Consider the following 19,447-nt stretch of genomic DNA (forward strand, 5'->3'; position numbering starts at 1 on the left):
CAATACCCAGGATTTTTTTCATAAGAATAAAAGTCGGAGATTCGTCATGTCCAAAAATCGTCCTGTCATCATTACCTGCGCCGTTACCGGTGCGATTCATACGCCGTCGATGTCGCCGCATCTGCCGATCACCGCCCAGGAAATTGCCGACGCCGCCATCGGTGCCGCTGAAGCCGGCGCCGCGATTGTGCACCTGCATGCCCGTGATCCCAACGACGGTCGCCCCAGCCAGGACCCGGCACTGTTCGCCGAATTCCTGCCGCAGATCAAGGCCGCCAGCGACGTGGTAATCAACATCACCACCGGCGGTGCGCCGACCATGGGGGTGGAAGAGCGCCTGCAGCCGGTGATGCAGTTCAAGCCGGAATTGGCCTCGCTGAACATGGGCTCGATGAACTTCGGCCTGTACGAAATGCTCAACCGCTTCACCGACTTCAAGCACGATTGGGAGCGGCCGTACCTGGAAGAGAGTGACGACCGAATCTTCCGCAACACCTTCCGCGACATCACCCACATCCTCAATGCCTGCGCCGAAAACCGCACCCGTTTTGAGATTGAGTGCTACGACATCGGCCACCTCTACACCGCCGCGCATTTTCTGGAGCGCGGCCTGCTCAAGCCACCGCTGTTCATCCAGTCGGTGTTCGGCCTGCGCGGCGGTATCGGCGGGCACCCGGAAGACCTGGCGCACATGCGCCGTACCGCCGACCGTCTGTTTGGCAGCGACTACGTGTGGTCGATCCTCGGCGCCGGGCGTGGGCAGATTCCGCTGGCGACCATGGGCCTGTCCATGGGCAGCAACGCGCGAGTGGGGCTTGAGGATTCGCTGTGGGATGGCCCGGGCAAACTGGCGGCGTCGAATGCCGATCAGGTCCGGCGCATTCGTACGGTGATCGAAGCGCTGGGGCACCGCGTCGCCACGCCGGATGAAGCGCGGGAAATCCTCGGGCTCAAAGGGCGCGACCAGGTCAATTTCTAACCCGACTAACCGCCGCGTCAAGGCGCGGCCTGCATCCCGCACAACAACAATAAGGGGATCACACCATGCGTATCGAAGTGCTTGTCGACGTCAAGACCACCCTGGGCGAAGGCCCGGTGTGGGACGTCGAGCAACAACGCTTGTATTGGATCGACAGCGCCGACGGCCGCATCCTGCGCTGCACCGACGACGGCCGCGAACTGCGCGCCTGGGAGGTGGGCCAGAAAATCGGCTCCATGGCCCTGCGCCAGGACGGTGAGTCGGCCATTGTCGCCCTGCAAAACGGCGTGCACACACTCGACCTCAAGAGCGGTGAACTCAACCTGATCGCTGATCCGGAACCGCATCTGCCAGACAACCGCCTCAACGACGGCAAGGTCGACCGCCAGGGCCGCTTTATCTTCGGCTCCATGGACACCCAGGAAGACAACGCCAGCGCCAAGCTTTACCGCCTGGACGCCGACCTGAGCCTGCACACCCTGGACGAAGGCATCATCGTGTCCAACGGCCCGTGCTGGAGCCCGTCGGGTGACACCTTCTACTTCTGCGACACCTGGTCCGGCGAGATCTGGGCCTATGACTACGACCTCGCCACCGGCAACGTGAGCAACCGCCGCACCTTCGCCAAGGTCGATACCCGCGGCGGGGGCGCCGCCGATGGTTGCACCGTGGATGCCGAAGGCTGCCTATGGCAGGCGTTGGTCTATGCCGGGAAGCTGGTGCGCTATACCCCAGAAGGTTTTGTCGACCGCATCATCCAGATGCCGGTGAAAAAGGTCACCAGCCTGACTTTTGGCGGGCCGAACCTGGACACCCTGTTTGTGACCTCCATGGCCAAGCCGCCGTTGCCGCGTTTTCCGGCAGACGGCCAGCAGCGCGGAGCGCTGTTCGCCATTACCGGGTTGGGCGTGCAAGGAATAGCCGAGCGACGGTTCGCCAGCTAGCGCGTGTGTGTGACAAGGCATATTCCTTCGCAACCTTGTGTCAGTGCGCGCCCTCGCGCGCCTGGAGAGGCCCATGGCAACTATAAAAAAAGCGTCGCTGCGCAGCATTCACCGGCATTCCTGGGTATCGCTGCTGGTCTGCTGGATGATCTGGATCCTTAACGCCTACGACCGTGAGATCGTGTTGCGCCTGGGGCCGACCATCTCCAAGCATTTCGATTTATCCGCCGATCAGTGGGGTACCGTGGCCACGGTGGTCATGCTGGCCCTGGCGCTGCTGGATATCCCCGGTTCGATGTGGAGCGACCGATACGGTGGCGGCTGGAAACGTGCGCGCTTTCAGGTGCCGTTGGTGCTGGGCTACACCGCCATTTCGTTTTTGTCCGGCTTCAAGGCCTTGAGCGGCAACCTCGCCACCTTCATTGCCCTGCGCGTCGGCGTCAACCTCGGCGCCGGCTGGGGCGAACCGGTAGGGGTGAGCAATACCGCCGAATGGTGGCCGGTGGAGCGTCGCGGGTTTGCCTTGGGTGCGCACCACACCGGTTATCCGATCGGCGCGATGCTCAGCGGGATTGTTGCGAGTTTCGTCATCACCGTGTTTGGTGAGGAGAACTGGCGCTATGTGTTCTTCTTCGCCTTCGTGGTGGCGTTGCCGCTGATGATCTTCTGGGCGCGTTATTCCACCGCTGAACGCATCACCGCGTTGTACGTCGACATCGCCGCCAAAGGCATGACCCCACCGGACAACGCCCCGGCCAGTTCGGTAAAGGGTGAAGCCTGGCGGACCTTCGTCGCCACCTTGCGCAACCGCAATATCGCCCTCACGGCCGGTAATACGATGCTTACCCAAGTGGTGTACATGGGCGTCAACATCGTGCTGCCGGCCTACCTGTACAACATCGCCGGGCTGTCCCTGGCCGAGTCGGCGGGGATGAGTGTGGTGTTCACCCTCACCGGCATTCTCGGGCAACTGGTGTGGCCGTCGCTGTCGGACATCATCGGCCGACGCACCACCCTGATCATCTGCGGGCTATGGATGGCGGCGAGTGTGGGCGCGTTCTATTTCGCCAACACCCTGACATTGATCGTGGTCGTGCAACTGCTGTTCGGCCTGGTGGCCAATGCGGTGTGGCCGATCTACTACGCAGTGGCCTGTGACTCCGCCGAACCGTCGGCAACGTCGACCGCCAACGGCATCATCACCACCGCAATGTTCATCGGGGGCGGCCTGGCGCCCGTGCTGATGGGCAGCCTGATCGCCATGGGCGGCGGCTGGACCACGCTGCACGGCTACACCGTGTGTTTCTTTGTGATGGCCGGCTGCGCCCTGGGCGGCGCGCTGCTGCAACTGTTTTCCCATCGCCCCCAGGCCTTGGTTGTGCAACTCGACTCCTAGAACAACATCGATGCGTCCCCCAGCCCGGCTGGCGGGGCGCCAAGAGGAATTGCCGATGACTACCACCCCCTCCGCCCGTACACCGCAGGCGTTGAACAAACTGATGTTCGTCAAGCTGATGCCCTTGCTGATCATCGCTTACATCCTCAGCTTTCTGGACCGCACCAACATCGCCCTGGCCAAGCATCACCTGGACGTCGACCTGGGCATTTCCGCCGCAGCGTATGGCTTGGGCGCGGGGCTGTTTTTCCTGACCTATGCGCTGTCGGAAATCCCCAGCAACCTGATCATGCACAAGGTGGGCGCACGGTTCTGGATCGCGCGGATCATGGTGACCTGGGGCCTGATTTCAGCGGCCATGGCCTTTGTACAAGGCGAGACCTCGTTCTACGTGCTGCGCCTGTTGCTGGGCATTGCCGAGGCCGGCTTGTTTCCGGGTGTCATGCTCTACCTGACCTACTGGTTCAACCGTGAACAACGGGCGCGCGCCACCGGTTATTTCCTGCTCGGCGTGTGCTTCGCCAACATCATCGGCGGCCCGGTGGGCGCGGCCTTGATGCGCATGGACGGGATGCTTGGCTGGCACGGCTGGCAGTGGATGTTCATGCTGGAAGGCTTGCCGGCGGTGGCGTTTGCCTGGGTGGTCTGGCGCAAACTGCCGGACCGCCCGAGCAAGGCGCCGTGGCTGTCGGCCGAGGAAGCACGCGGGATCGAACAGCGCATCGCCCAGGAAACCGAGGAGGGCGCGGGCGAGGGCGGTCACTCGTTGAAAAACTGGCTGACCCCGCAAATCCTGCTGGCGATCTTTGTGTACTTCTGTCACCAGATCACTATCTATACCGTGATCTTTTTCCTGCCGAGCATTATCAGCAAATACGGCGAACTGAGCACCATGAGCGTCGGCCTGCTGACCTCGTTGCCGTGGATCGCGGCGGCACTCGGTGCCTTGCTGATTCCGCGTTTTGCCACCACGCCCGGACGTTGCCGGCGGTTGTTGGTCACGGGGTTATTGACCATGGCGTTGGGCCTGGGCATTGCGTCGGTGTCGGGGCCGGTGTTCAGCCTGCTCGGGTTTTGCCTGTCGGCGGTGATGTTCTTCGTGGTGCAGTCGATCATTTTTCTGTACCCGGCTTCACGCCTCAAAGGCGTTGCGCTGGCGGGCGGACTGGGTTTCGTCAACGCGTGCGGACTGCTCGGTGGGTTTGTCGGGCCCTCGGTGATGGGGGTGATCGAGCAAAGCACCGGCAATGCGATGAATGGCTTGAAAGTGATTGCGCTGGTGTTGGTGGTCGCAGCGCTGGCGGCATTGCGTTTGCGCATGGGACATGAGCCTGAGCGTGGCGCACAGGCCAGCGAAGCGTCCTACACGTAGACGCCGGCTACGGGGCTTTCTACACTGCGGCTTGTCTTGGGAAATGGGCAGGCGCCGATGAATCGCAATGAATTACGCAAGGCCGACATCAACCTGATGGTGGTGTTCGAAGCGCTGATGCTGGAGCGCAACGTGACGCGTGTGGCGGAGAAGCTGTTTCTCGGCCAGCCGACCATCAGTTCGGCCCTCAATCGTTTGCGCACGTTGTTCAACGACCCGCTGTTCATTCGCGTCGGCCACCGCATGGAGCCCACGGCGCGGGCCGAGGAAATCATCCAGCATCTGTCGCCGGCGCTGGATTCGTTGTCCTCGGCCCTGAGCCTGACCCACGACTTCGACCCGTCCATCAGCACCATGACCTTTCGCATCGGCCTGTCCGATGACGTCGAGTTCGGCCTGTTACCGCCGCTGCTGCGCTCGCTGCGCCAGGAAGCGCCGCAAGTCGTGTTCGTGGTGCAACATGTGGACTACTGGCGCATTCCCGACCTGCTGGCCTCCGGTGATATCACCGTGGGCATCACCCAGACCCGTGGCCTTCCGGCGAACGCCAAGCGCAAGCTGCTGCGCCATATCCGCCCGCGCATCTTGCGTGCCGATGCCTCGGAAACACCGCTGACCCTCGATGAATATTGCTCACGCCCCCATGTGCTGGTGTCCCACACCGCCAACGTGGCGGGGTTCGCCGATGAGTGGCTGGCGGAAATCGGCCGCAAGCGTCAGGTGGTGTTGTCGGTGCCGCAATACAGCGCATTGCCGGCTTTGCTCGCCGGTACCGACCTGATCGCCAGCTTGCCTGACTACACCGCCGAGGCCATGGCCGTGTCGGGCCACCTGTTCTGTGAGCCGTTCCCGTTCGAGACGCCGACCCTGGATTTGTCCATGGTCTGGCTCAGCCATGTGGACACCGACCCTGCCGAGCGTTGGGTACGCTCGCGACTGGAAGCGTTCATGAGTGATCGAGGTTTGGCGACCAAGGCCTGACTCCGTGGTATATCTAGGTATCTTCCTACAAAAAACTCGGAGCCCTCCATGCCACACCTGCACCTGGAATACACCGCCAACCTGACCGGCCTTGCCGTCGAGAAAACCCTGTTGCGGCTCAACAATGTGCTGATGGGGTCCGGCCAGTTCGGTTCCGAGTTCGATATCAAAAGCCGTGCAGTCAAGGTCGAGACGTTCCAAGTGGGCACGTCCCTCGACCCACGCGGTTTTATCGCGGTGAAGCTATCGCTGCTCAGCGGGCGGTCGCCGCAGGTCAAGCAGCAGCTGTCGCAAAGCCTGCTGGCGGCACTGCAGGATCTGGGCGATTGGCCGGAAGGTGTGCAGGTTCAACTGAGTGTCCAGTTGGTAGACATGGATCGCGATTCCTACAGTAAAGTCGCCATCGGCTGACCCACCGCACGCTTCAAAGTAAACCCTGATCCGCGCAGACTTTGACCACCTGTTCCCTGAACCAGGTATTGGCACTGTCCTGTTCACTGGTTTCGTTCCACTGCATTTCCAGCGTGAACCCCGGCAAGCCGTTCGGCGCTTCGCAATGGCCGAACACTGTGGCCGGTGCCAACAGTTTTTGCACGCGACGGGGCAGTGTGACGATGAAGTCGGTGCCCGTGATCATTTTCAGCGCCGCGCTGTAGCTGTTGGCGCGGGCGATCACTTGGCGCTTGTGGGCCTGACGCGCGAGCCAGCCGTCGATCATGTTGGTATCGGAGGTCCACGGCGTGGGAAACACGTGGCGTCGTTCAACGAAGGAATGCAGGCTGAAGGCCGGCTCCCGCGGTGCCGAGCGTTTGTCGAATACGCACACCAGGTCGTCTTCCAGCAGCATCTGGGTGCGGAAGTCTTTGTGGGCACGGTGGAAGTTGGGGCCGAAGCAGATCACCAGGTCGAGGCGACCTTCACGCAAGGCGTCGGCGGGGATGTCGGTTTCCAGCTTCTGCACATTGACGATCACCGGCAGGTCGGCGTGATCGAAGTTCTTCAGCAGGCGCGGCAGGATCAATTGCTCGAAATATTCCGGTGCGCACACGTTAAAGGTCACGGCCTTCTGCGTCGGATCGAAGGCCTGGCCACCGGCGTGGCACAGGTTGATGCTTTCGAGGATTTTCTGCACATGGCCGTACATGGTGGTGGCCTTGTACGTCGGCCGCATGCCGGCCCGCGTGTTGATAAACAGCTCGTCTTCAAAACTGGTGCGCAGCTTCTTCAGGCTGTAGCTCACGGTGGACTGGCTGACAAACAGCGTTTCAGACACCTCGGTAACGCTGCTCTGGTCATAGACGGCGATAAACACCATCAAGTCCTGCATATCGAGCTTTCTGAGCAAGTTACTGTTTAGCATCGGTTTCGTCCGTAAACCCGTTGTACCGAACTCAGTACAAGACAGCATAAAAGCTTAACGGAACGAGCGTGCCAATAGAATGCTCTGTAGGACGTTTCTATGTTTGGGGTGAGACAAATATTGTTTGCAACACGACCTCAACGGATATGTCGCGCGTAATGCCTTGGGTTGAAACGCGTGACGATCAACAGCATCAGCCCGATTACCGCCGTCAGCGACCACCAGGCCCATTCGAAGCTGCCCAGTTGGTCACGGATGATCCCGGCGATCAGTGGCGACACCCCGGCAATCAAGTAGCCGATGCCCTGCACAAACGCGGTGAGGCCACCGGCGCGGCGCGGGTTGTCCAGATGGTCGAGGGACAGGATCAGGCTCATCGGGAACAAGCCGCCGATGCCCAGGCCGAGCAGGCAAGGCCACAGCAGGCTCAGGTGTTGCGGGCTCAGAATCAGGCCGCAGAAACCGAGGATGATCAGCACCAGCAGCACCGCCACCACGCCGCGTTTATCCTGGCGACGGTTGGCGATGGCGGGGGTGACCAGACCGGACACGACTTCCATGGCCGTCAGGAAACCCAGCAGCAAGCCGGCGTTTTGCTCGCTCCACCCTTGCTCCACGTAGTAGGGCGCCAGCCAGGCGAGAACGCAGGTGTAGGACGCGGTGCCGAGGCCGAAAAACACCGCCAGCAACCACGCGCGCCCGTTACCAAAAAATGATGCTTGAGGTCCGGCGCCGGCTTGGGGCAGTGGCGGCAACGCTGAGCGCTGGGCGTACCAAAACACCAAGGCCAACAGTGCCAGCACGGCCCAAATCGCCAGGCCGATGCGCCAGCTGCCGGTCTGCACCTGCACGAACGGTGCAAACGATGCCGCCAGCGCTGCGCCCCCCATGATTGCGGTGACGTAAAGGCCCATGAACAGCGAGACGTTGTCACTGAACCGCGACTTGATCAGCGCCGGCATCAGCGCCTGGATCATCGCGATCCCCACGCCGGCGGCGACGGCGCTGACAATCAACTCCAGCGCCGAATCCAGGAACAGCCGCGACAACGTCGCCACGCCAATTACCACCAGCGACACCCCGATGCTGCGGTGCTCGCCAAAGCGCTTGGCCAGGCCCATGCCAAAGAACATCGCCAAGCCCATGGCCATCACCGGCAACATGGTGAGTAGGGCTGCGCTGCTGAAACTTAATGGCACGTCGCCGCGAATCGAGGACAACAGGGGGCCGACAGCGGCCATCGACGGGCGTAGGTTAAGGGCGACCAGTACGACGCTGATCATCAGCCAGGCGGCGGTAATGGGTTTTGTTTGAACGGTTTCCATGGGACGGCCTTGAAAGAACAAGGGGGAATCAGGCCATGGGTGGGAGGAGGGGGCAAATGAGAAAGTCGCAGAGGCTATTGAAAAATTGCAGGTGACTGATTCACCGCTGATCAAAAAGCGGGCTTGCTCTCGAAAGCGGTGATTCAGCCAATGCATTCATCGACTGACGCACCGCTTCGCGAACAAGCCCGCTCCCACAGGGGATCTTCGGTGCTAGTTGGACCTGATCACGTGCTTGATCTCTTGAAACGCTGCCAGGCCCCACGGCCCCAACTCGCGACCAATGCTGCTCTGCTTGTAGCCGCCCCACGCGGTGTGCGGGAAGATGACTTGCGGCGCATTGATCCACACCAGCCCGGCCTGCAAGGCATTCGCCACACGCTCGGCGGTTTCCGTGCTGGCGCTGACCACACTCGCCACCAGGCCGAAATCGCTGTCGTTGGCCAAGGCGATGGCCTCGGCTTCGCAGGTAAAACGTCGTACGCAGAGCACCGGGCCAAAGATCTCTTCGTTCCACAACGCGCTGTCCAGCGGTACGTCGGTGAACACGGTCGGGCGAATGAAAAAACCTTTCGGCAGATCCACCGGGCGGTCGCCGCCGCACAGCAGGCGTGCGCCAGCTTCAACGCCGCGCTGGATATGCCCCCGCACACGCTGATAGTGCACGCGATTGATCAGCGCGCCCATTTCCACGTCATCGGCAAAGGGGTCAGCCACGCGAATGCCTTCGGCCCGCGCCTGCAGACGTCGAAGGAACTCATCCGCCAGGCTGTCGGCTACCAACACACGACTGGTGGCCGAACACATCTGCCCTGCGTTGAAGAAGCCACCGCCGCAGGCCAGCTCCACCGCCAGGTCGAGGTCGGCATCGGCCAACACCAGCAGGGAGGATTTGCCGCCCAGTTCCAGGCTCACACCCTTGATGGTTTCGGCGGCGCGCTGCATCACCTGCACGCCGACGGCGTTGCTGCCCGTGAAGGAAATCTTCGCCACGCGGCGATCCGCCGCCAGCGGCGCGCCGACGTCCAGGCCCGTGCCGCACACCAGGTTGAATACCCCGGTCGGCAAGCCGGCCTCGGCAATGATCCGCGCCAGTTGCAACTCCGCCAACGGCGTGACTTCCGAAGGCTTGAGCACCACGCAGCAGCCGGCCGCCAGCGCCGGGGCGAGTTTCCAGGCAGTGGTCACCATCGGGAAATTCCACGGCACGATCAGCCCCACCACGCCGCATGGCTCACGGCGCAGGCGGGCGCTGAAGTCAGTGCTGGGCAGCTCCACCGGGCGATCCTGGCTGGCATCCATCGCCTCGGCCACGCTGGCGTAGTAGTCGAAGGTGGCGATCACATCGTCCACATCAATCGCGGCTTCAAACAGCGGTTTGCCGTTATTGCTCGACTGCAGGTGCATCAGGTGTTCGCGCTGCTCGCCCACGCCTTGGGCGATCGTGCGTAACAGCGCGGCGCGATCGCGGCCGGTGCTTTTCGACCAGGCGCTGAAGGCGGCGCTGGCGGCCTCGACCGCCTCAGACACCGCGTTCGCGTCGCCAATACTGACATGGGCCAGGACGGCCTCAGTCGCGGGGTTGATCACCTCAAGCGAGGCATGCCCGGCACGCCATGCCCCATTGATATACACACCGTTCAATACCGCGTTCATACCGTCACCGCCTTCATCCACAGCCCCTGGTTGATTTCAATCAACGTCGGCCCTTGGCGATCAGCTGCGGCGCGTAATGCCACGCGTAGCGACTCAACACCTTGAATGCTTTCGGCGGCGCAACCCAGTGCCTTGGCCGCACCGATAAAGTCCGGCGTGTAGATGTCCACGCCGACCGGCTCGATGGCGCGGTTGACCATGTATTTCTTGATCTCTTCATAGCCGTGGTTATTCCACAGCAACACGATCACCGGCGTGCGCGCCTCCACGGCACTGGCCAGTTCCGGCAGGGTGAATTGCAGGCCGCCGTCGCCGATCAGGCACACCACTGGCTGCCCATCGCCACGCCCCAGCCAGGCGCCGATGGCGGCGGGCAGGGCGTAGCCCAAGGTGCCGTAGCCGGTGGACGCGTTGAACCACCGGCGCGGGTGATCGAGGTTCAGGGTCAGGTTGCCGCTGTACACCGGCTGGGTGGAGTCGCCGACCAGTACGGCATTGGGCAGCGTTTCCAGGACGGTGTTGAGGAACAGGGTTTGCGCGCGGGTGGCGGTGTCCCAGGTGGGTGTCAGTTCAGCCCACAAGTGGGCGACACGTTGAGCGCCCCACGCGCTGTTACGCGCAGGCAAGGGTTCGCTGCCCAACTCGGTCAACAGCGCTTGCGCGGCGATTTGCGCATCGGCCACCAGTGCTACTTGCGGCGGGTAGTTGCGCACGGTCTGGTCGGGGTCGATGTCGACGCGCAACAGGGCGCCGGGGATCTCGAAACCACCGGCGAAGGTCACGTCGTAGTCGGTTTCCGCCAGCTCGGTACCGATGGCCAATACCACGTCCGCTTCGGCCACCAACGCGCGGGTGGCCACCAGGGTCTGGGTCGAGCCGATCAGCAGCGGATGGCTGGAGGGCAGCAGGCCTTTGGCGTTGATGGTCAGGGCCACCGGCGCGCCGAGTACCTCGGCCAGTCGGGTCAGTTCCGGGGCGGCGTCGATGGCGCCACCACCGGCCAGGATCAAGGGTTTCTTGGCCGCCGCGAGCAGCTGGCTCATGTGCTTGACCGCTGAAGGCGCCGCACCGGCTCGGGCCACGCTGACCGGTTCACTGCCCAGCAGTGCGTCGGCATTTTCTACCAGCACATCCAGCGGGATTTCGATGTGCACCGGGCGCGGCCGTCCGGCCTGGAACAACGCAAACGCCCGCGCCAACACGCCCGGCAATTGCGCCGCTGACATCAGGGTATGGGAGAACGCCGCCACGCCGGCCATCATCGCGCTCTGGTTCGGCAACTCATGCAACTTGCCGCGTCCGCCACCCAATTGGCTGCGCGACTGCACGCTGGAAATCACCAGCATTGGGATCGAGTCGGCGTAGGCCTGGCCCATGGCGGTGGTGATATTGGTCATGCCGGGGCCGGTGATGATGAAGCACACGCCGGGTTTGCCGCGGGTGCGTGCATAACCGTCGGCCATGAAGCCGGCGCCCTGTTCGTGGCGCGGGGTGACGTGACGGATGCTGGAGCGGGCCAGGCCGCGGTACAGCTCCACGGTGTGCACGCCGGGGATGCCAAACACCTGGTCCACGCCGTAGCCTTCCAGGAGCTTGACCAATACTTCGCCGCAGGTCGCCATACATGTCGCTCTTATTGTTGAGGTAAGGCGTTATTGGACCGGCTGGGCCGTAGCGGCAACAATCGATAAAAAGTCATACTAGCCATGTCCTCACGTCATGGCTCCGTTCCTATGAAACGCCTCCCGCCACTGCCCGCGCTGCACACCTTCTGGGTCACGGCCCAGTGCTGCAACTTCACCCGCGCCGCCGAGCAGCTGCACATCACCCAAGGCGCAGTGAGCCGGCAGATCGCGGGGCTGGAAGGCCATCTGGGCTACGCACTGTTCCAACGCCAGGCGCGGGGCTTGAGGCTGACCGAAGAGGGGCGCGAGTGGTCACTGCGCGCACAGCAGGTGTTTGGCCTGCTCGGCGAGGCGGTGGAGCAGATCGGCAGTCGCCGCCAGACCCTGCAACTCAAGGCTTCCACGTGTGTGATGCGCTGGCTACTGCCACGCCTTATGCAATGGCAAAAGGAACGCCCGGACGTGCCGGTGGAACTCACCACTACCGTGGCCTACACGGTGGACTTTCGCCGCGAGCAATTCGATGCGGCGGTGATCTATGCGCCCATCGCCGAGCAATCGGCCGAGGCGCGGCATCTGTTCGATGAACAGCTCACGCCGGTGTGCGCCCCGGCACTGCTCAATGGCGTGTGCACACCGGCAGATTTGCAGCAACAGGTCTTGCTGCACCCCACGCGGGATGAACGCGACTGGGCGTTGTGGCTGAAGGCGGCGAATACACGGCTGGGCAATCTGAGCCAGGGGCATCATTTTGAAACGCTGGACCTGGCGATGACGGTGGCGTCCCAGGGTTCCGGTGTGGCGATTGGCGACAGTGCGTTGATTGGCGAGGATGTGAAGGCGGGGCGGTTGGTGATGCCGTTTGAACTGCGGGTGCCGACGGGGATGGGGTATTACCTGGTGTATCCGCCGGGGACGAAGCCTTCCGCCGGGCTTGAAGCCCTGATGGATTGGTTGGTCAGCCAAGCGCAACTCTCGCAACACTGAAGATCAAACGGTGGGAGCAGGCAAACCAGCTCCCACCGTTTTAAACCGCGTTGGGTCAGTAGCCCACGGTGAAACGCTGGCGGGAGTGCTTTGGCGATTCCACTTCGTCGATCAAGGCGATGGCATAGTCGGCAAAGCTGATCCAACTGCGGCCTTCACTGCTCACCAACAGTTCATCCTGGCCCAGACGGAATGTGCCGGTGCGTTCGGTCTCAACGAACTCCGCCGACGGCGACAGGAAGGTCCAATCCAGTTCCTTCTCCTGACGCAGCGCATCGAGAAACGCAGCCCCCGCACTGGCTTCGGCTTTGTACTCAGCCGGGAAACCTTCGCTGTCGATCACCCGACCGCCACCCGGCAGCAGCAGTGAACCGGCACCGCCCACCACCAGCAGGCGTTTCACCCCGGCTTTCTTCACCGGCCCGATCACGGCGCTGGCGGGCAGGGTGGCGAAGTGCGCTGCACTGATCACCACATCGCTGCCGCTCACGGCCTGCTGCAGGGCGTGTGCATCCAGCGCATCCACTTGCTGGGCGATCACGCCAGGGCGCGCCGCCAGCGTGTCGGTGTGACGTGCGATCGCCACAACGCTATGCCCGCGGCGCAAGGCTTCTTCCAGCAGTTGGCTACCGGCACGGCCGGTGGCACCAATGATTGCAATCTTGCTCATGACGTTCTCCAGTACGTTAGGGTTTAAACACCCTTCACCACTTCATTTCGCCCTTGGCGACTTTGGCGCTCAGTTCCAGCGAGCTTTCGTCGGCGAGGGTGGGGTAACGCTTTTTCATGGCCGCGATCAGGGCGGCAGAATCCTTGGCCTTGGCGGTCTCGGTGTCGAAGGCTTTGATGTAGTCGGCGGTAAAGGCCACGGAGGCGAGTGTCGGCGTGCCCAGATAGTGGCCTGGCACCACCGTGCGCGGCTTCAGCTGTTCGATGCGTTGCAGGGTGGTGAGCCAATCTTTGTGGGACTGCGCGCTCTGGGTGTCGGCCATCCACAGGTGAATGTTTTCGGCGACAACCACACCACCGACCACGGCCTTGATCGACGGGATCCAGACAAAGCTGCGGTCTGGCTGCGGGCCCTCCAGGCCGATCACCTCAAGCTGTTGGCCTTCCAGGCTCAGGCTGGAGCCTTCGAGTGCCTGCGGCACGATGGTTTTGGCGGGCTTGTCGGCGCCCATTTTCGGGCCCCAGAACTCAAGCTTGCCGGCCACGGTGGCTTTGATGTGGTCGATCACCGGTTGCGGGGCCAGCACCTTGGCGTCAGGGAAGGCAGCGGTGAGTGTGTCGAGGCCGAAGTAGTAGTCCGGGTCGCCATGGCTGATGTAGATAGTGGTCAGGTGTTTGCCGCTGGCGCGGATCTTCTGCACCAATTGCTCGGCCTGGCCTTTGCCGAATTGGGCGTCCACCAGGATCGCGTCTTTGGCACCGCTGACCAGCACCGAGCTGACCGGGAAGATCGCGGCTTCGCCTGGGTTGTACACGTCCAGGCTCAGGTCGGCCGCTGCCGCATGGGCGGCGAAGGCCAGGGCGGCGGTGGCCAGGGTCAAGCGCTTGAAGGTTGAGAACATCGGGCAGCTCCAGCATCGTTAAAGGATGCACAGAGCTTAGTTGCACAAAACCAGACTAAAAATGCGATGCTGGGACATAGTTTGTTTCTGAAATCGGGCAGATCATGGATCGTCTTCAAGCAATGCGTGTGTTTGTCACTGTGGTGGACCTGGGCAGCCAGTCCGCTGCAGCCGATCATCTGGACCTGTCGCGGCCGGTAGTGTCGCGTTACCTGGCCGAGTTGGAAGACTGGGTCGGTGCACGTTTGCTGCACCGTACCACGCGCAAGCTCAGCCTCACGGCGGCCGGCAGTGAAACCCTGCCACGCTGTCGGCAATTGCTGGAACTGTGCGGCGATATGCAGGCCGCCGTCAGCGAGCCCGACGACGCCCCCCGTGGGCTGCTGCGTCTGAGTGTGAGTACGTCTTTCGGCCAGGCGCAATTGGCTGAGGCCATTGCCGAGTACGTCAAGCGCTACCCGCTGGTGACAGTCGACCTGCAGATGCTCGATCGTACGGTGAACCTGGTGGATGAGCGCATCGACCTGGCCATCCGTACCAGCAATGACCTGGATCCCAACTTGATTGCCCGGTGCCTGACGGTGTGCCGCTCAGTGGTGTGTGCTTCGCCGGCCTACCTGCTTTCGCATCCGGCCCCGCAGAAAGTCGAAGACCTGGCCGCGCACAATTGCCTCACCCATTCCTATTTCGGCAAAAGCCTGTGGCATTTCGAAGAGCGGGGCGAGCATGTCTCGGTGCCGATCAACGGCAATATCACCTCCAACGAGGCCAGCACGCTGTTGCGTGTGACGTTGGCCGGGGCTGGGGTATCGATGTTGCCCACTTACCAGGCGGGCGATTACATCCGTCGTGGCGAACTGGTGCGCTTGTTGCCCGAGGCCGAGCCGCGGCAGATGAACATCTACGCGGTGTACGCCTCGCGCAAGCACATGCCCTCGGCGTTGCGCAGCCTGTTGGATTTCCTGGTGCTGCGGTTCCCGGAGGAACCGGCGTGGGATGTGGCTCTTTAGCTCGACATAACCCTGTTGAATGTCGCCCGATAATGGCAACTCGGCGGGGTTGACCTATGCTTTAGACAGCACCCTGTAGATCCGCAGAGGTCTGTGCCATGAGCATTAAAACCAGGAAGTACCTGATGATTTTCAGCCTGTGCGCCCTTGCCAGCGCACTCTACGGAGCCGCCGCCTACCGCGTGGAGCAGACCCGTATGCAGCCGACCTTTGCGATCAGCTGCCATCAGGATCAATGCGTTCCGCGTACCGGCAGTTTCAGTGCCTTGCGCTAGCAGTGAGGCTATGTAGAGTTTCCACAGATATCGGTTTCCAACCTTAGCTGTGTGGCGCTTCGGCCTTCAGCTGTTCGCGAAACGCCTTGGGCGAGAACCCGACCCGTCGGCGAAACAGCCGAGAGAAGTTGGTCGGATCGGAAAAGCCCAGCACCTCTGACATTTCATTGATGGTCATGCTGGTGTAAGTCAGCAGGCGCTTGGCTTCCAGCAATTGGCGGTCATGCATGATCTGCAGCGCAGGTTGCCCACCCAACTCCCGGCACGTCCCGTTCAAGTGTGAGACCGAGATCCCCAGTTTGTGGGCCAGGTCTTCGATCTTCGGGTGTTCGCGGTAATGCTGCTCGACCAACTGGGTAAAACGCCGGAAGTATTCACGCCCCCTCGGCGCCCGCGGGTGACGACGCTGGATGGCCTGGCGGCTGATCCACACCAGCAACACGCTGACCAACGCGTGCATCATCATGTCCCGTGCCGGTTGTTCATCGGCGTATTCGTCCTGCAAGCGGGCGAACAGGCTATTGAGGTAATCACTGTCTTTGCCTGCCGGGTAGCTGCCGAGTGTCTGCAAACCATCCACCGTTGTGCCCAGCTGTGCTTGCAGGTGGCTGACCAACGGCGCCGACAGTGTCACTACGTAGCCTTCAACGTCTTCGGGAAAGCGGAAGCCGTGTACACACAGTGGCGGCAATACCTGCAAGGTCGCCTCATTCAGCGTGGTGCGCTGACCTTCGATTTCCAACTGTGCCTGGCCTTTGTGCACGTACAGCAATTGGCAAAGATCCGCGTGCCGGTGGGGTTGGATTTCCCACTGGTATTCCCGACTGCGCCGGGAAATGGTTTCGCAGTGCAACAAATCGGGGGTGGGCCATTGCTGGTGTTCCCCGTAAAGCTTGAAGACCGGAATTGCGGTTTTGGTCATGGTTTCAACCCGATACTCGGCAGAGTGGTGCGGTAATCGCCCCGATTGGCAAAAAGCGCAGGCTTTGGCTCAGTTTTCACCTTCTTATGCCGCTCACTCAAGTGAAAAATGTCAGCAACAAGACCAATGACAACTCTTTCACCCGATCCGTTCGGGTGGAAATTGCGGGCCATAAAAATAATGAAAACGCTGAAAACCCAAGTCGCCATTATCGGCGCCGGTCCTTCCGGATTGCTGCTCGGTCAACTGCTCCATGAAGCGGGGATCGAAACCCTTATCCTAGAGCGCCAGAGCGCCGATTACGTGCAAGGCCGCATCCGTGCCGGGGTGCTGGAACAAGGCATGGTCGACCTGCTGCGGCAGGCGGGCGTCAGCCGGCGCATGGACAGCGAAGGCCTGGTGCATGACGGTTTTGAGTTGGCACTGAACGACCAACTGACGCACATCGACCTCAAGGGCTTGACCGGCGGCCAGTCGGTGATGATCTACGGCCAGACCGAAGTCACCCGCGACCTGATGGCCGCCCGTACCGCCGCAGGCGCCACCACCCTGTATGAAGCGCGCAACGTGCAGCCCCACGGCCTCAAAAGTGATCGACCCTGGCTGACCTTCGAACATCAGGGCGAAGCCTTTCGCCTGGAGTGTGACTACATCGCCGGTTGCGACGGTTACCACGGCGTTGCGCGCCAGTCGATCCCGGCTGAATCGCTCAAGGTCTTCGAACGGGTCTATCCCTTCGGTTGGCTGGGCATCCTCGCCGACACCCCACCGGTACACGCTGAATTGGTGTACGCCAAGCACTCGCGCGGTTTTGCGCTGTGCAGCATGCGTTCGCCGACGCGCAGTCGCTATTACCTGCAAGTGCCGGTGGAGGAACCGATTGACGAATGGTCCGACGCCCGCTTCTGGGACGAACTGAAAACCCGCCTGCCCAGCCATCTCGCCGAACAGTTGGTGACGGGCCCGTCGATCGAAAAAAGCATCGCGCCGCTGCGCAGTTTTGTTGTGGAGCCGATGCAGTACGGACGCCTGTTCCTGCTCGGCGACGCGGCGCATATCGTGCCGCCCACCGGGGCCAAGGGTTTGAACCTGGCGGCCAGTGATGTGAGTACGCTGTACCGGATTCTGCTCAAGGTCTACGGCGAAGGGCGCGTGGATCTGCTGGAGCGTTATTCCGCCATCTGCCTGCGGCGGGTGTGGAAGGCCGAACGGTTTTCCTGGTGGATGACCTCGATGTTGCATCAGTTTCCCGAGGCCGACGGTTTCACCCAGCGCATCGCCGAGAGTGAGCTTGAGTACTTCATCCACTCCGAGGCAGGTCGCAAAACCATCGCAGAAAATTACGTCGGACTTCCTTACGAAGCTATCGAATAGCCTGCTATCGTATCGAGCATTCCCGTGGGCCGCCTTTTCCCGCGGGCCCTGCTCGAAGGTCTTGCCGTGACGCACCTCAATCAGCCTGCTCCGCCACTGCCCGCTGTGCGCAGCATCCTCGCCTCACTGATGATGGCGATCTTCCTGGGGGCTTTGGACCAGACCATTGTCGCCGTGTCCATGCCTGCTATTTCCGCGCAGTTCCACGACGTCAACCTGCTGGCCTGGGTCATCTCGGGCTACATGGTGGCGATGACCGTGGCGGTGCCGATCTACGGCAAGCTCGGCGACCTGTACGGGCGGCGGCCGATGATGCTGATCGGCATGGGCCTGTTCACCCTGGCCTCGCTGTTCTGCGGCATGGCGCAAAGCATGGAGCAACTGGTGCTGGCGCGGATCCTCCAGGGCATCGGCGCCGGCGGCATGATCTCGGTGAGCCAGGCGATCATCGGCGACATCATCGCGCCCCGTGAGCGTGGCCGCTACCAGGGCTATTTCAGCAGCATGTACGCGGTCGCCAGCGTGGCCGGGCCGGTGCTCGGCGGCTACATGACCGAGTACCTGTCGTGGCGCTGGGTGTTCCTGATCAACCTGCCCTTGGGCGCCGGCGCCTGGTACGTGGCCCATCGCACGCTGGTGGGGCTGCCGGTGCCGCAGCGCAAGCCGATCATCGATTACCTCGGCACTGTTCTGATGATCATCGGCTTGACCGCCTTGCTGTTGGGTATCACCGAAATCGGTCAGGGTCATCATTGGCGTGACGACGAAGTGCTGGGGCTGTTGATAAGTGCTCTGGTGGCGTTGACGGTGTTTGTCTGGCACGAGCGCCGGGCGCGGGAGCCGTTGTTGCCGATGCATTTGTTCGCCAACCGCAGTGCGGTGTTGTGCTGGTGTACGATCTTTTTCACCAGCTTCCAGGCGATTTCCCTGACGGTGTTGATGCCGCTGCGTTATCAGACGGTGACCGGCTCCGGCGCGGACAGCGCGGCCCTGCACTTGCTGCCATTGGCCATGGGCCTGCCAATGGGTGCCTATTTTGCCGGGCGCATGACCTCGGTGACCGGGCGCTATAAACCGATGATCCTCAGCGGTGCATTGCTGAGCCCGTTTGCGATCCTCGGCATGGCCCTGAGCGCGCCCCAGGCGGTGGGGCTGACGGCCGTGTTCATGCTGCTGTGTGGGATCGCGGCCGGCATGCAGTTTCCGACTTCGCTGGTCGGCACGCAAAACTCGGTGGAACAGCGCGACATCGGCGTCGCCACCAGCACCACCAACTTGTTCCGTTCCCTGGGCGGGGCAGTCGGGGTGGCGTGCATGTCGGCACTGTTGCTGGCGCTGTTGCAGGATTCCAGTTTTGCTCACCTGGCCAGCGGCGCGCGGGTGGCCGAGGGCAGTTCCGGCAACGTGCTGCTCGACGGCCTCAATGCCGCCCCTGGCCCGGCGCAGGATGCCTTGCGCGGGGAGTTGGCGGTGACGTTCCGGCATTTGTTGATGGTGAGTGCGGCGGTATCCCTGTTGGGGTTGGCGGCGGCGATTGCGATGCCGAATCGGGTGCTGCGTGGCCGTGACGACAAGGCAAAATAACGGACACCCTGAAGATTCAAAGGCGGGCGCCGGTTTGCCTGCGATGGTGGTGGGGCAGTTAGTACCTCTGTAACTGATGAACCGCC

Annotated in this window: 18 protein-coding genes; 11 read left to right on the plus strand and 7 right to left on the minus strand. The window is 62.2% G+C overall.

The genetic code is table 11. From position 1 onward, the window contains the following. The first annotated feature begins 46 nt into the window (after nucleotides 1-46). The 6 genes from AB4N92_RS19465 to AB4N92_RS19490 all read left to right on the plus strand — a co-directional run bounded on the left by AB4N92_RS19465 (nucleotide 47) and on the right by AB4N92_RS19490 (nucleotide 6,083). Nucleotides 47-979, plus strand: coding sequence for a beta-keto acid cleavage family enzyme (locus tag AB4N92_RS19465; RefSeq protein WP_010212174.1), 933 nt, complete (start codon nucleotides 47-49; stop codon nucleotides 977-979). A gap of 65 nt (nucleotides 980-1,044) precedes the next feature. After that, complete coding sequence (locus tag AB4N92_RS19470; RefSeq protein WP_042570717.1) at nucleotides 1,045-1,923, plus strand: SMP-30/gluconolactonase/LRE family protein; 879 nt, start codon at nucleotides 1,045-1,047, stop codon at nucleotides 1,921-1,923. Nucleotides 1,924-1,996: 73 nt separating this feature from the next. Next, entirely contained in the window at nucleotides 1,997-3,319 is a 1,323-nt protein-coding gene (locus tag AB4N92_RS19475) for an MFS transporter (RefSeq protein WP_021491022.1), read from the plus strand. Nucleotides 3,320-3,374: 55 nt separating this feature from the next. After that, complete coding sequence (locus tag AB4N92_RS19480) at nucleotides 3,375-4,691, plus strand: MFS transporter (protein WP_010212170.1); 1,317 nt, start codon at nucleotides 3,375-3,377, stop codon at nucleotides 4,689-4,691. Between the two features lie 57 nt (nucleotides 4,692-4,748). After that, on the plus strand, nucleotides 4,749-5,672 hold the full coding sequence (locus tag AB4N92_RS19485; protein ID WP_010212169.1) for a LysR substrate-binding domain-containing protein: 924 nt from the start codon (nucleotides 4,749-4,751) through the stop codon (nucleotides 5,670-5,672). A gap of 48 nt (nucleotides 5,673-5,720) precedes the next feature. After that, nucleotides 5,721-6,083, plus strand: coding sequence for a 5-carboxymethyl-2-hydroxymuconate Delta-isomerase (locus tag AB4N92_RS19490; protein ID WP_010212167.1), 363 nt, complete (start codon nucleotides 5,721-5,723; stop codon nucleotides 6,081-6,083). Nucleotides 6,084-6,096: 13 nt separating this feature from the next. Here the strand turns inward: AB4N92_RS19490 and AB4N92_RS19495 are convergent, their stop codons facing one another. The 4 genes from AB4N92_RS19495 to AB4N92_RS19510 all read right to left on the minus strand — a co-directional run bounded on the left by AB4N92_RS19495 (nucleotide 6,097) and on the right by AB4N92_RS19510 (nucleotide 11,635). Beyond that, nucleotides 6,097-7,032: a LysR family transcriptional regulator gene (locus AB4N92_RS19495; RefSeq protein WP_021491021.1), complete on the minus strand. Its 936-nt coding sequence runs from the start codon at nucleotides 7,030-7,032 to the stop codon at nucleotides 6,097-6,099. A gap of 137 nt (nucleotides 7,033-7,169) precedes the next feature. Next, entirely contained in the window at nucleotides 7,170-8,357 is a 1,188-nt protein-coding gene (locus AB4N92_RS19500; protein WP_044286821.1) for a cyanate transporter, read from the minus strand. Between the two features lie 213 nt (nucleotides 8,358-8,570). Further along, nucleotides 8,571-10,013, minus strand: a complete 1,443-nt coding sequence (locus tag AB4N92_RS19505) for an aldehyde dehydrogenase family protein (RefSeq protein ID WP_045791205.1) — start codon at nucleotides 10,011-10,013, stop codon at nucleotides 8,571-8,573. Beyond that, entirely contained in the window at nucleotides 10,010-11,635 is a 1,626-nt protein-coding gene (locus tag AB4N92_RS19510) for a 5-guanidino-2-oxopentanoate decarboxylase (protein WP_021491018.1), read from the minus strand. The genes AB4N92_RS19505 and AB4N92_RS19510 overlap by 4 nt, the downstream gene beginning before the upstream one ends. Before the next feature lie 111 nt (nucleotides 11,636-11,746). Here AB4N92_RS19510 and AB4N92_RS19515 point away from each other — a divergent pair, with 111 nt between their 5' ends. After that, nucleotides 11,747-12,625 (plus strand): LysR substrate-binding domain-containing protein, encoded by an 879-nt coding sequence (locus AB4N92_RS19515; RefSeq protein ID WP_021491017.1) that lies wholly within the window; start codon nucleotides 11,747-11,749, stop codon nucleotides 12,623-12,625. A gap of 55 nt (nucleotides 12,626-12,680) precedes the next feature. Here the strand turns inward: AB4N92_RS19515 and AB4N92_RS19520 are convergent, their stop codons facing one another. Next, nucleotides 12,681-13,295: an NAD(P)-dependent oxidoreductase gene (locus AB4N92_RS19520; protein WP_198832138.1), complete on the minus strand. Its 615-nt coding sequence runs from the start codon at nucleotides 13,293-13,295 to the stop codon at nucleotides 12,681-12,683. A 34-nt stretch (nucleotides 13,296-13,329) separates the two neighbouring features. Then, entirely contained in the window at nucleotides 13,330-14,196 is an 867-nt protein-coding gene (locus tag AB4N92_RS19525; RefSeq protein ID WP_198730058.1) for an MBL fold metallo-hydrolase, read from the minus strand. A 104-nt stretch (nucleotides 14,197-14,300) separates the two neighbouring features. On the opposite strand from AB4N92_RS19525, the gene AB4N92_RS19530 reads away from it, so the two are divergent. Further along, complete coding sequence (locus tag AB4N92_RS19530; protein ID WP_236267001.1) at nucleotides 14,301-15,206, plus strand: LysR family transcriptional regulator; 906 nt, start codon at nucleotides 14,301-14,303, stop codon at nucleotides 15,204-15,206. 98 nt (nucleotides 15,207-15,304) lie between these two features. After that, nucleotides 15,305-15,481, plus strand: a complete 177-nt coding sequence (locus AB4N92_RS19535) for a hypothetical protein (RefSeq protein ID WP_021491014.1) — start codon at nucleotides 15,305-15,307, stop codon at nucleotides 15,479-15,481. A gap of 43 nt (nucleotides 15,482-15,524) precedes the next feature. On the opposite strand, the gene AB4N92_RS19540 is transcribed toward AB4N92_RS19535, so the two are convergent. Further along, a complete protein-coding gene (locus AB4N92_RS19540; protein ID WP_010212151.1) occupies nucleotides 15,525-16,403 on the minus strand; it encodes a helix-turn-helix domain-containing protein in 879 nt (292 codons plus the stop codon). Between the two features lie 189 nt (nucleotides 16,404-16,592). Between AB4N92_RS19540 and pobA the strand changes: the two genes are divergently transcribed. Then, on the plus strand, nucleotides 16,593-17,777 hold the full coding sequence (gene pobA, locus AB4N92_RS19545) for a 4-hydroxybenzoate 3-monooxygenase (RefSeq protein ID WP_175439680.1): 1,185 nt from the start codon (nucleotides 16,593-16,595) through the stop codon (nucleotides 17,775-17,777). A 66-nt stretch (nucleotides 17,778-17,843) separates the two neighbouring features. After that, on the plus strand, nucleotides 17,844-19,361 hold the full coding sequence (locus AB4N92_RS19550) for an MDR family MFS transporter (RefSeq protein WP_031290457.1): 1,518 nt from the start codon (nucleotides 17,844-17,846) through the stop codon (nucleotides 19,359-19,361). The last annotated feature ends 86 nt before the right edge of the window (nucleotides 19,362-19,447 follow it).

This window comes from Pseudomonas sp. S3_A09 (assembly GCF_054668065.1).

Bases quoted from the DNA above. Each gene is read 5' to 3' on its own strand.
- AB4N92_RS19490 (WP_010212167.1), top strand. From the start codon at position 5,721: ATGCCACACCTGCACCTGGAATACACCGCCAACCTGACCGGCCTTGCC.
- AB4N92_RS19485 (WP_010212169.1), top strand. From the start codon at position 4,749: ATGAATCGCAATGAATTACGCAAGGCCGACATCAACCTGATGGTGGTG.
- AB4N92_RS19515 (WP_021491017.1), top strand. From the start codon at position 11,747: ATGAAACGCCTCCCGCCACTGCCCGCGCTGCACACCTTCTGGGTCACG.
- AB4N92_RS19495 (WP_021491021.1), bottom strand. From the start codon at position 7,032: ATGCTAAACAGTAACTTGCTCAGAAAGCTCGATATGCAGGACTTGATG.
- AB4N92_RS19500 (WP_044286821.1), bottom strand. From the start codon at position 8,357: ATGGAAACCGTTCAAACAAAACCCATTACCGCCGCCTGGCTGATGATC.
- AB4N92_RS19535 (WP_021491014.1), top strand. From the start codon at position 15,305: ATGAGCATTAAAACCAGGAAGTACCTGATGATTTTCAGCCTGTGCGCC.
- AB4N92_RS19510 (WP_021491018.1), bottom strand. From the start codon at position 11,635: ATGGCGACCTGCGGCGAAGTATTGGTCAAGCTCCTGGAAGGCTACGGC.
- AB4N92_RS19480 (WP_010212170.1), top strand. From the start codon at position 3,375: ATGACTACCACCCCCTCCGCCCGTACACCGCAGGCGTTGAACAAACTG.
- AB4N92_RS19540 (WP_010212151.1), bottom strand. From the start codon at position 16,403: ATGACCAAAACCGCAATTCCGGTCTTCAAGCTTTACGGGGAACACCAG.
- AB4N92_RS19520 (WP_198832138.1), bottom strand. From the start codon at position 13,295: ATGAGCAAGATTGCAATCATTGGTGCCACCGGCCGTGCCGGTAGCCAA.
- AB4N92_RS19465 (WP_010212174.1), top strand. From the start codon at position 47: ATGTCCAAAAATCGTCCTGTCATCATTACCTGCGCCGTTACCGGTGCG.
- AB4N92_RS19505 (WP_045791205.1), bottom strand. From the start codon at position 10,013: ATGAACGCGGTATTGAACGGTGTGTATATCAATGGGGCATGGCGTGCC.
- AB4N92_RS19475 (WP_021491022.1), top strand. From the start codon at position 1,997: ATGGCAACTATAAAAAAAGCGTCGCTGCGCAGCATTCACCGGCATTCC.
- AB4N92_RS19530 (WP_236267001.1), top strand. From the start codon at position 14,301: ATGGATCGTCTTCAAGCAATGCGTGTGTTTGTCACTGTGGTGGACCTG.
- AB4N92_RS19525 (WP_198730058.1), bottom strand. From the start codon at position 14,196: ATGTTCTCAACCTTCAAGCGCTTGACCCTGGCCACCGCCGCCCTGGCC.
- AB4N92_RS19470 (WP_042570717.1), top strand. From the start codon at position 1,045: ATGCGTATCGAAGTGCTTGTCGACGTCAAGACCACCCTGGGCGAAGGC.